General features: G+C 38.7%; 9 protein-coding genes. 1 reads left to right on the top strand and 8 read right to left on the bottom strand.

What is annotated here, in order from left to right:
- The 4 genes from BWD47_RS20200 to BWD47_RS15765 all read right to left on the bottom strand — a co-directional run.
- Window positions 1-242 (bottom strand): helix-turn-helix domain-containing protein (locus BWD47_RS20200; RefSeq protein WP_218640584.1); only part of this gene is annotated, 242 nt, incomplete at its 3' end.
- Window positions 243-380: 138 nt separating this feature from the next.
- On the bottom strand, window positions 381-1415 hold the full coding sequence (locus BWD47_RS15775; protein WP_036969594.1) for an isoaspartyl peptidase/L-asparaginase family protein: 1035 nt from the start codon (window positions 1413-1415) through the stop codon (window positions 381-383).
- Between the two features lie 127 nt (window positions 1416-1542).
- The gene (locus BWD47_RS15770; protein ID WP_036969596.1) at window positions 1543-2247 is read right to left on the bottom strand and encodes a SapC family protein; all 705 of its coding nucleotides are present in this window, start codon (window positions 2245-2247) and stop codon (window positions 1543-1545) included.
- A gap of 146 nt (window positions 2248-2393) precedes the next feature.
- On the bottom strand, window positions 2394-3098 hold the full coding sequence (locus tag BWD47_RS15765; RefSeq protein ID WP_074988592.1) for a SapC family protein: 705 nt from the start codon (window positions 3096-3098) through the stop codon (window positions 2394-2396).
- A gap of 62 nt (window positions 3099-3160) precedes the next feature.
- Here BWD47_RS15765 and BWD47_RS15760 point away from each other — a divergent pair, with 62 nt between their 5' ends.
- Complete coding sequence (locus tag BWD47_RS15760; RefSeq protein WP_075594286.1) at window positions 3161-4174, top strand: cupin-like domain-containing protein; 1014 nt, start codon at window positions 3161-3163, stop codon at window positions 4172-4174.
- A gap of 33 nt (window positions 4175-4207) precedes the next feature.
- On the opposite strand, the gene BWD47_RS15755 is transcribed toward BWD47_RS15760, so the two are convergent.
- The 4 genes from BWD47_RS15755 to pgi form a co-directional block, all read right to left on the bottom strand.
- A complete protein-coding gene (locus BWD47_RS15755) occupies window positions 4208-6856 on the bottom strand; it encodes a TonB-dependent receptor (protein WP_036969601.1) in 2649 nt (882 codons plus the stop codon).
- 609 nt (window positions 6857-7465) lie between these two features.
- Window positions 7466-8176 (bottom strand): 6-phosphogluconolactonase, encoded by a 711-nt coding sequence (gene pgl / locus BWD47_RS15750; protein WP_036969607.1) that lies wholly within the window; start codon window positions 8174-8176, stop codon window positions 7466-7468.
- Window positions 8177-8181: 5 nt separating this feature from the next.
- Window positions 8182-9654 (bottom strand): glucose-6-phosphate dehydrogenase, encoded by a 1473-nt coding sequence (gene zwf, locus BWD47_RS15745; protein WP_036969609.1) that lies wholly within the window; start codon window positions 9652-9654, stop codon window positions 8182-8184.
- 268 nt (window positions 9655-9922) lie between these two features.
- Window positions 9923-11569: a glucose-6-phosphate isomerase gene (pgi, locus tag BWD47_RS15740; protein WP_075594288.1), complete on the bottom strand. Its 1647-nt coding sequence runs from the start codon at window positions 11567-11569 to the stop codon at window positions 9923-9925.
- Window positions 11570-11799: the final 230 nt, after the last annotated feature.

The raw sequence follows: 11799 nt of genomic DNA, 5'->3' as shown, positions 1-11799 counted from the left end.
GCACTGGTATAACCGAGTGACCAACTGTTTGCTGTCATCGTTTTTAACACTTCTACCTTAAATGCTTGAGAATAAGGTTTGTGAACAGACCTGAAGCTTTCAGCGCCATGAATTCGATAAATAGCGGTCCAATATCGGACCTGCCTATCTGTAACATTAAATCTGTTACTTACTGTCGAAGAGCTTTCAGACAAAGCGAGCTCTGCTATTTTGAGCTTAAAAGCTCGATGATGTTTGGACATAAAAAGACCCCCAGTAATTGGAATGTCCAACTATTGGGGGTCACTTCAAAAACTCGGTTTTTTATTGCTTATCTAATCGTTAAGCAGCATTGCAGAAGAGATTAACGCGTCGATTTCTTTTTTAACAGCCCAGCTTCGTTACTCATCGTTGAAGATCGCAACATACGTTGGTGTTGTATTTGATTTACTCGCGCGATACATGCCAGCAGTATTAAACGGCAAACTAATATTGCCTTTCGTATCAATAATAATTACACCGCCAGTGCCACCAACAGGCATTAATACATCGTGGATGACTTCGTTACCCGCTTCAGCAATCGTTTTACCTTGGTATTTCACACGTGCGCAGATATCTGCGGCAACGTTGTAGCGAATAAAGTACTCGCCATGGCCGGTTGCCGACACAGCACACGATGCATTTTCGGCAAAGGTGCCCGCACCAATCACAGGCGCATCACCAACGCGTCCAAAGCGTTTAGCTGTCATTCCCCCCGTTGAAGTACCTGCCGCAATGTTGCCATTTTTATCTAGTGCAACGGCACCAACCGTGCCCATTTTGTAATTAACAGGTAACGCTTTATGTGCTGCTTGGTAATCTTTGCTGGTCACTTTCTCTTTATCGAGTTTTTCTTTGGCTTTTAGTAAAGCTTCATATCGGTCTTCGGTATCAAATAAATTATTTTCAACCAATGGCATGCCCTGAGTTTTTGCAAACTCTTCGGCTCCTTGGCCACTTAACATCACATGCACCGATTTTTCCATCACTAAACGCGCTAGATTAATGGGATTTTCAATATGCTTTACACCTGACACGGCACCGGCTTGACGAGAACGGCCATCCATAATTGACGCATCTAATTCGTGTGTCCCGTCGTAGGTATATACCGCACCACGCCCTGCATTAAAATAAGGTGAATTCTCAAGTACATTGATTGCCGCAGTGATGGCATCTAAGCTTTCTCCGCCTTTTTCTAACACAGAATAGCCTGTTTCAACCGCCTCTTTTAATTTTGCACGGTAGGCTTTTTCTTGCTCTGGGGTAAAACGGCTTTTCTCGATGGTTCCCGCTCCACCATGAATGGCAATAGCGAATGGTTGCTCTGCTGAGTAAGCAAACGTGCTTGTCGTTAACGCACTGAATGCAACGACTGAAGTGAGTAATGTTCTTAGCATAGTGGGCACTTAAATTGAGTGTAGTTTGTAAGCCCAATGTGAATAATTTACGACTGTTTTTCAAGCTTTAACCGACGAAAGAAACAAAAAAAGCGCCTAATGGCGCTTTTCTGTTTGCTGTTTAAAATTAAGCTTTAGCCGCTTTTAAACGCGCTAAACGTGCTACTTGATGAGTAGACGTTAAGAAAGAGTAGATAGGTGCTAGGTAACCACGTTTACGAAGGTCTAAGAACTCTTCATCGCTTAATGAGTTAAGTTTTTTCTCATCAACAAGGTAGATACCGTTAATGTCTTTCTTCTCACCTTTGATTTCTACTGTTAGCGTTTGTGCTACAAGTAGTTCTTTATCTGCAAGGTATTTAGTGAATGCTTCAGTTACTTGAGAAAACTCGATGAAAGAAACAAGCGCTTCTTTACGACGTTTAAGGTACTCAGTTTCTTCACCATTTTCGAAAAGTGCATTACCAGTTTCTTCGCTAACTAAAGGGCTTGCTTCGTCGATAACGATGCCAAATTGATCAGCTTCTGGGTGCTTAACAAGACCCAGTGGGTAGCGAGTCATTGCCATTGGTGCAAATGCAGCTGTCCACTTGTCGTCTTGAATGAAAAGGTTTTCACCTGGCTCTAGACCAAATAACGCAACGGCTTGAAATTGACCTGACTCGTTGTTTTTAACAAATGCCATTGGGAATTCATTTGCGATACGTGCAAATTCGTGTGCAACCACAGGAACTAAATGCTGAGTTTTCATGAACTCAATGTTGATGCCGTTTTGAATTTTAGTGTTGGCATGTTTTTCGTTATGTAAAGGCTGTACTTGTTGCTCCGCCATGATACTGCTCCATTAAATTTTATAATATGTTTTTTGCTGTTAGTGCCCAAAGCCTATAGGTTTTGGCAACAAAAAGGAAGTGAAAATTTTGTGGCAGTTTGTAGCAATACAAGCAACCCACTGGTAACAAAATACACTACAACTTTTTAGATGGCATCAGCAGAAAGGTTTATTAGGCGCTGGAATTGTCCAAGTGACATTAAATGCGCATATATAGCTTCTAGCATGCCATTTTTTTGCAACATTAAAAGGTCATCATCACCTAAAGACTTAAGAAGGTCGCGATCTACCGCATAAAGTCCTAAGATTTGTTTTTTATTACCGTCACCAAGATCATACTTAAACGGAAACTCTGCCAATAAACCTAATTCACGTAACTTATTTAAAAAGTGTTCTGACATCGCTTCTTGTTCTGCTATGTTTTTAAGTTGGGCTTGTTTCGATCTTAAATAATCTGATGGTTCGCCGTTAGCATTAAAAAGCGCTATACCTTCTTGCTCATCATTTAAGGCTGACGAGTTTACGGCCATCATTACATCGCCATTTTCCCCTTTAGCTAGTGAAAATGGGTACTTTGAAATATGTTGTGGTATATAAATCGAATCAAATTTCCCTTTTTTCATGAATACATTTTTACCCGCTTCAAGCCCTAATACAGCAACCATTAAGAAGCGTTCTTCATTATTGGATGACTTCATAAAACAAATGGGAAAATTTAGGGCAACCTTAGCCAATTCACTTGGTATCACATTAATTACATGTTGCGACGCAATATGGGGATAATATATATCAATATCTATGTGATAATTTTGATGCTGATCCACACTAAAAATTTCATAAACCTCTGACATAACTCGCTCTTTAATTGTTATAATTAATTTTAAATTAACATGTATTATCGGCCATTAAAAGCATGGAATTAAACAGAATAAAAGCAGAAAGCACAACCCAACTTAAAAGCCATTTAGAATCATCAGAAAAGCCTGTAATTATAACAAATCTTTTTAGTGATTGGCCTTGCATTTCTTTAGCGAAAGAGTCGCCACTTAAATTTTTAAGAAGTCTAATGTCGCAAGCCAATAATGTGAATGTAGATACATTATTAATTAGAAAAGAACACAATGGAATAATCGGTTACTCTGATGAGAGCTTTAACAATCATACTTTTACTAAATATGAAGTACCCTTGCAATCAGTTTTAAAAAGGTTGACTATTGATTACAACAAGGTTGATATCGATAGAGTCGCGATTCAAAGTGCATTATTATCTGAATGCCTGCCAAATTTTAGCACCCTTAATCCATCACCTGATTTCTTAGAAAGTATTACACCTAGAATTTGGTTAGGTAACGAAACCACAGTCCCTGGGCACTATGACACAGAGCACAACATAGCACTAAACCTTTGTGGTAAAAGAACTTTTTATTTACTCCCAACGCATGCTATCTCTTCTTTGTATCTAGCACCGATTGACCGCGCAATCACAGGACCAGCAATAAGTTTAGTCGATTTTGAAAACCCAGATCTAGATAAGTTTCCTAAATTCAAGTCTGTCCAAAATCAAATAGTTACAGCAAATTTACAAGCTGGTGAGGCATTATATATCCCTCCTTTATGGTGGCATAATGTAAAAGCTAAAGATAAATTTAATATGCTAGTTAACTATTGGTGGAAGGATGATTTTTTATTAAAAAATACGACTCAACAACCTTCTGATAGTTTACTACACACATTATTAACGATAAGAAACCTGCCAAAACAACAAAAATCCGGATGGCAATCTATATTTAATTATTACATCTTCAATAATGATGAAAATACTTATGAAAAAAATAATTACAATGGAATATTATCAGCAAGCAAGGATGATATAAAAGATATTGAAGAAGTCATAATAAAAAGAATTAACAAACAAAAATGCCGCTAAAGTTAGCGGCATTTTTATTTTTAACTATTAATATTAGAAGCGGAAATTCGCACCTAATACAAATCGACGACCATTTTCATAAATTGATAAAACACGGTCTTTACTTGTATTATACTCAACCACTTTTTCATTAGTTAAGTTAATACCTTCAAAAACAACTGAAATATTATCGGTGACATTTACAGTTGTACTGAAGTCTAGTTGACCATAGTCATCATTCCATAGCTCTGCGCCTGAAGAGTGTAAACCTTTGTACCATTCAGTGCGGTAGTTATACATCGCGCGAACTGAGAATAAGTCACTTTCATAGTATGCCGAAGCATTTAACATATTTTCAGATGCCCCCAAAACTAAGCCTGAACCTGGGTTATTAACATCACGTTCGCCATCATTATTTGCATCTGTGTAAGTATAGTTAGCTGATATACCAAAACCACTTCCTAAATCATACTGCAATGTAGCTTCTAAACCTGTTGTTGTACCACCTGGGCCATTTTCAGGACGTGTAACTCTAGCAGTAACCCATTTATCAGTTTTTTGGTCATAAAAATCTTGATTGTATGTACCTGATGTCTGATAGCTTTCAATATCTTTGTAGAATAGCGTAATGGCAAAAAGTGATGCATCATCAAAATAATATTCCCATGCAGCATCAAACTGATTTGCTAATTGAGGGTCTAAATTAGGGTTACCCGCTTGTGCTGTTGGGTTATCTTCCTCTAAATCGCCAGGTGCGGTAATTGGTGAAATATCAAAGAAGTTAGGACGAGCCATCGTTCTTGCCGCTGATAGACGCACAATTTGGTCTTCCGCTAGATCATATGACAAGTTAAAGTTAGGAAGAATTTCCGTATAACTGCGAGATTCAGTTACCCATTCAAGCGTTGACGGAACTAAATCTGGGTTTAACCCTGGGTTATCAACTGTTAATAGGCCAGATGAATCCGAAGAGAATAAGTAGCCCGAAGAGTCTTGATCTGTCTTCGCGACACGAACACCTAGGTTACCACGATAATCATCACCAGAGAAATCACCCTGTAAATAGAATGATGTTTTCTTCTCTTCAACCTCAAATATTTCACCTAGCACTTTATGTGCAGCATATGATGCGTCTGGACCTAAGCCAAGTTCAAGCATTTTAGCGCTGTTATGTGTTAATTGCTGTGTAATATCACCATTAACAACATCAGCACCTACACTATCAGATCCTAAAGCAAGATCACACTTAGCCAAAGTAGGACAATCAGTGCTAATGATTTGAGTCATGTAGTTAGGGCTTACACCATCATTTGCATAACCCCAATGCCAACTGTAAGCTTCTCTATCTTGAGTACGCTTCTGATCACGATACTTAACACCCACTTTAACAGCAGTAAATGCCCCCATATCTACTGGAATATCAAAGTCTACTTGAGCATATGATTCTTCATCTGTAGTAGGTTTATTCCCCCCCCAAATCCAACCACCGTTAAATTTAGAAGGATCTGTACCATCGATGCCTGCATTAACTGTAGGTGTGCTTCCCGTTAAATCGAAATTGTAATTACCTTGCCCACCATACTCCCAAGACGTTTCATTCAAAGTACCACCTTCTGCTTCAGTAGTACCTAATTCAACGTTCATATTGAAAGAATCGGTCGCAAAATCAATATCTAAATGAATTGAGTTAGTGTCGGTGCTTGAAATACGGTTTATATGATTCCAGCGAACATCAGTACCACCACTACCATATACAGCATTAGCTCCTTCGTAACTCAAAGTAGCGTTAGATGCTGGATTCATAAGTAAGTAGTTTGAGTTTGTGTTATTCACATCCATATTTGAATCTAAAATATTTAGAGTCGCACTAAATGAATCGGATGGCGCAAATTGAATTGCACTAAAAAATGTTGTTCTTTCACGATCTTGACGGAATACTGGTACACCCATGGTACGTGGTGTATACGTACCATCATCTTGCGCATCCCAACCAAGAACTTCAAAACCTTCACGGCGCACAGTACGATCTGATTTAGAACCCGAAACTAAGATACCAAACTTTTCATCTTCATTTTTCCAAGAAAATAAACCTTCAATTAAAGGGTCATGTTTTTCAGATGTTTCTGAATATTGACTCTGAAGATTTATATAGGTCGTATTTGCATCTAAGTCTAGAGGTTTACGAGTATGAAGAATAACTGTACCACCGATTGAACCTTCGTCTAAACGCGCTTCTGGTGACTTATATACTTCTAAGTTGCTAACAAGCGAGGAAGGAAGCATAGTAAAGTTAAAGCTACGCGAAGGATTATCTAGAATAAACCAATCTGCAGTACCAACGTTTTGACCATTTAATAACGTACGGTTTTTAGTTGGATCTGAACCACGTACCGTAATTTTTTCACCTTCACCAAACTCACGGCTTACACCTACGCCAGTAATGCGTGAAAGTGACTCGGCAACATTTTTGTCTGGAAATTTACCAATATCTTCAGCCGTGATTGAATCTACTACAGCATTGGCAAAGCGTTTGTTATTAATATCAGATTTAGCTGAAGCACGAATACCACGTACTTCAATAACTTCAACGTCTTCTTGAACTTTTGTTTCATCAGCTGCATATGCAGCGCCAGTGAACCCGGCACTCATTACAAGACCGATATTAACTGCTAATAAGCTTTTCTTAAAATTTTTAGCTAACACAGGATTCCCCTTGAATCATTTTGTTGGTTTTTATATCACTTCTGCCCAGTGATGATGACAACGCTGTCATCTAGTAACAAACCATACACTCTAAATTACATTTGTGCTACATCTTTTTGGTGAATTTGTGCAAAAAATTGGCAACAAATAAACAAAGTTATTGATATAGAAGAAAATTAATTATTAGATATTTAAGAATTGTTACATTTAAACGGCGCAAATATAACATGAGTAATGAGGCTGATGACAAGTCACAAATGATAACTTTGTGAAATTGACATCATTTTTTGGACTTTTTTGTAAGCTTTACTTGCCAGTGACCACTTATTAACCATAACAAAAAGTTATAATAAACCACTGTTTTTACAATATGTTAGAATTAAAAAAACGTACTATTTTGGAACAGCACTGTCACTGGAAATGAAATGTTAACTTTTTTCAGGGCAGAAAGAGTCAAGGGTTATGATAATAAAAATCAATATCAATGACAGCGTTGTCATTTTTAAGTATAACGAGTCATTCTTACGATGTCTATCGTTTTTATATTTTGTTATTGAAACAAAAAAGCGAGCCTAAGCTCGCTTTAAATACAGAGATGTTGATTAGAAACTAAGGTGCCCAATAAACTTCAATATTAATTGTTGGATGGTTAAGAACTGCTCGAAGTGGCATGTCTGCAACATCACCACCCTCTTTCGCTTGTTTGTATACAGCCAGTTTTTCTTCACCACTGATCAACAGCTTAACCACTTTTGAATGAGCAATCGCTGCAAGCGTTAATGTCATTCTTTCAGTAATTTTACCTGTCACATCACTTTCAATCGCATTTATTGCACACACCAAATCATCAGTGGCAAGCCCATGCTCTAATCCATCAGCGTGAGGAAACAACGATGCAGTATGGCCATCTGGCCCCATTCCCAAAATGGTTACATCAAATGGGCGCTTTAATGTCTGATAAGCAGCTTCACATTGAGCAACACCATTGTGTGCCGTTAACGCATCATTTTTCATTGTAATGAAATTAGCGGCTGCGCCTTTGTTTTGCAATAAGGTGCTGTTGATAAATGCTTCGTTACTTTTGTCATGTGAGGCATCAACCCAGCGCTCATCGACCATTGCAACATCAATATTTTGCCAATCAAGATCAAGGTTAGATAAATGCTTATACGCAGGTGCAGGTGAAGAACCACCCGATACCATTAATACAGCACGGCCATCATCTTTAATGCCTGCAACTAAACGTTGCTCTAAACTTGCTGAAAGCTCAGCTGTTAATTCGTCTTTGCTTGCAAAGAATTTTTCAACAATTGTAGCCATCTTAATTATGCCTTGTCGCCAGTGTTAAACCATACATGGTTATTTTCTTCGAGTAGCTCATCTGCATCTTCTGGGCCCCAGCTACCTGCACGGTATAACGATGGTGCCCCTTTTTCTTGCCAGCGTTCGATAATTGGATCAATCCATTTCCACGCTTGACGAACTTCATCACGATGGATGAAAAGTGATGGATTATTTGCTGCTGCATCTAACATTAAACGTTTATAGGCATCAGAATGGAAACCATTGCTGTAAGCTTGTGATAATTCAATGTTCATTGTCACAGGCTCTAATTGCATTTCAAGGTTATCAAGACGCTTCGACATCAAGGTTAACTGAATTGTTTCTTCAGGTTGTAGTCGGATCACTAAGCGGTTCGGCTCAATATTTCCGACTTTATCGCTGTACACATTGTGCGATACTTTTTTGTATTCAACGACAATTTCAGCACAACGCTTCTTCATGCGTTTACCTGTACGAAGATAAAATGGCACACCCGCCCAACGCCAGTTGTCAATGTGTGCACGAATAGCAACGAAAGTTTCTGTTTTACTTGCCCCTTCGTTTAACTCTTCTAAATAACCAGGGACGATTTTACCGTCAAGGTTACCTGGTACATATTGTCCTCGAACAATATTTGCATCAACATCTTCTGCAACCAGTGGACGCAGTGATTCAAGTACTTTTAATTTTTCAGTACGAATGCTATTCGCTGTTAATTTATTTGGTGACTCCATCGCCACTAAGCAAAGTAACTGCAACAAGTGGTTTTGTACCATGTCACGCAAAGCACCTGCTTTATCATAAAAACCAGCTCGGCTTTCAAGACCCACAGTTTCAGATAAGCTAATTTGAATATTGTCGATAGACTTTGCATCCCACATATTTTCAAATAATGAATTTGAAAAACGCAGCGCCATTAAGTTTTGTACGGTTTCTTTACCTAAATAATGATCGATACGGAAAATTTGCTCTTCAGTAAAATACTCAGCGATTTTGGCATTAATTTCTTCTGCAGACGCACCGCAATAACCAATTGGCTTTTCTACAACAACACGTGAAGTTTCCGTGATAAGCCCTTTTTTAGATAAAATTTCACAACAACTACCGTACACGGCAGGAGGAAGCGAAAGATAAAAAACACGAGACTTGTCGGTATCGTGTTCATCTAAAATATCTCTTAATTTATCCCAGTCATCATCGGCTTCTGTCACATTAGAGACAACGGGTACTAAATATGCTGAAAAGGCTTTCCAGTCTTTTGCGTTAAACTCGCCTTTTCCTAAGAAGTCTTGTAATGCTTTGTGCGCAGTTTCTATGTATTCTTCACATTTGCTTTGCTCACGTACGGTAGGAAGGATACGTGAACCTTGAGGAAGGTTGCCCTCTTGATAAGCGCGATACATGGCAGGAAGTAATTTGCGTAACGCAAGATCACCACCGCCCCCAAAAATTACGATATCAAATGGATTTAGCATATATCACTCTCTACATTGGCAATGCCATTTAGTTCACTTCATGTTGTATGGCAGTGCGTATTGTTATACGGATGATTTGGCCGTGTTAGCAGGTTCCCTTAACAAAGCCTGTTGAATTTTTTGTAAGTAGCTTACTCATTATTCTTATAGTGTGCTGAAGTAAATGAGTCTTAGGGGCTCTGTAAATCCTCTCACAAAAATACAGGCCCTAAGAACTCCAGCGCTACCCGTTCAAAGGTATTTTTTTTGCAGCAATGCTGCGAATCTGTTACTGCTTACGATGTGTTTTGTAGTAAGCGATCAATCCATTGGTTGAGCTGTCATGAGGATGGCTCACTGAGTCATCACATAATTCAGCTTCAATTTTAGAGGCAAGTCCTTTACCTAGTTCAACGCCCCATTGGTCAAATGAACAAATTTCTAAAATAATGCCTTGGCAGAAAATCTTATGCTCATAAAGCGCAATTAAACGACCCACTGTTTTTGCATCTACTTTGTCTAGTAGCATTGACGTTGTTGGGCGATTGCCTTGATGAATCTTATGATTCAGTAATTCTGCAATTTCGGCTTCAGATTTACCTTTCGCGGTCAAATCTGCTGTTACTTGCTCTGCATCGACACCGGCCATCATGGCTTCTGTTTGTGCAAAGAAGTTTGATAATAAAATATCATGGTGTTTGCCAACATTCACTTGCGGCTCAATTGACGCAATAAAGTCAGCTGGCACAATCACATTACCTTGGTGTAAACATTGGTAAAATGCGTGTTGGCCATTAATACCTGTCATACCCCAAATGATTGGAACTGTTGTATACGGTACAGTGTCCCCTGCAAAGTTAACATGCTTACCGTTACTTTCCATTTCGCCTTGCTGTAAGTACGCAGGTAGCATATGCAGTGCTTGATCATACGGTAAAATAGCGTGCGACGTATGACCTAAAAAGCTTGTATTCCACACACTTAAAAGTGCCATTAATAAAGGAATATTAGTTTCAAAGTCAGCATTTTTAAAATGCTCATCAACTTCAAACGCACCTTCTAATATCGCTTCAAACGCGTCGAAGCCTAGGTACAACGCGATTGGTAATCCTATCGCACTCCATAAAGAAAAGCGACCACCGACCCAATCCCACATTGTGAATACGTTTTCATCAGCAATACCAAATGCAGCTGTTTTTTCTAAATTTGTGCTCACTGCTACAAAGTGCTTAGCGATATGCGCTTGTGCCTCTGCCGTTTGTAAAAACCACTCAACAGCCGTTTTAGCATTCGTCATCGTTTCTGACGTAGTAAATGTTTTCGAAGAAATCACAAAAAGCGTGGTTTCTGCGTCTAATTCTTTTAAAACAGATGCAATCTGTACACCATCAACATTCGATACATAATGCACGTTTAACGTATCGTCAGCGTAAGCGGCCAATGCTTCAGTTGTCATTTGCGGTCCTAAGTTAGAACCCCCGACACCAATCGCAACAACATCTTTCACTGCTTTGCCAGTGTAACCACGCCACTCACCGCTGCGCACCTTATTTACAAAGGTCTTCATTTTAGCCAGTTCTGCGTTGACTGCATCGGTCACATTCTCACCATCAACCACAATAGCCGTGTTTGCACGATTACGAAGAGCGGTATGAAGTACGGCACGATCTTCAGTGATATTAATTTTTTCACCACTGAACATTTTTTCACGCCATGCACTCACATTGCACTCTTTGGCTAATGAAATGAGCTGCTCAAAAACCGTTTTATCAATATGTTGCTTTGAATAATCAAATAATACGCCTGGGATTTGAGTAGAGAATTGTTCGAAACGCGCACTATCTTCGGCAAATAAATTTTTAAGATGAATTTGTTTCATCTTCTTTGCACTTTCTGACAGTGCTTGCCAACTAGCTAATTGCGAACGGCTGCTCATAAACATAATCCCCTAAAAACTTGCAACAAACTGATTTAAAACTATCTTTTTATTAATTTAGAATAAAGACAGCAACTAAAAACACGAAGTAAAATAACACTAAGTTAAAATGACAACGCTGTCAATGCTCTACTTTTACATTTTATAGTCGAGATAATAGCGCAATTTTTCTCTTTTGACACCGGTATCATAAAAATTATCTCAATTATTTTACTGCTAATTTGGTAGAA

Origin of the sequence: Pseudoalteromonas sp. PAB 2.2, assembly GCF_001938575.1 — a bacterium.
Lineage (GTDB): Bacteria > Pseudomonadota > Gammaproteobacteria > Enterobacterales > Alteromonadaceae > Pseudoalteromonas > Pseudoalteromonas lipolytica.
The sequence above is the reverse complement of the archived record's forward strand: the minus strand, read 5'-3'. Positions and strand labels throughout refer to the sequence as shown.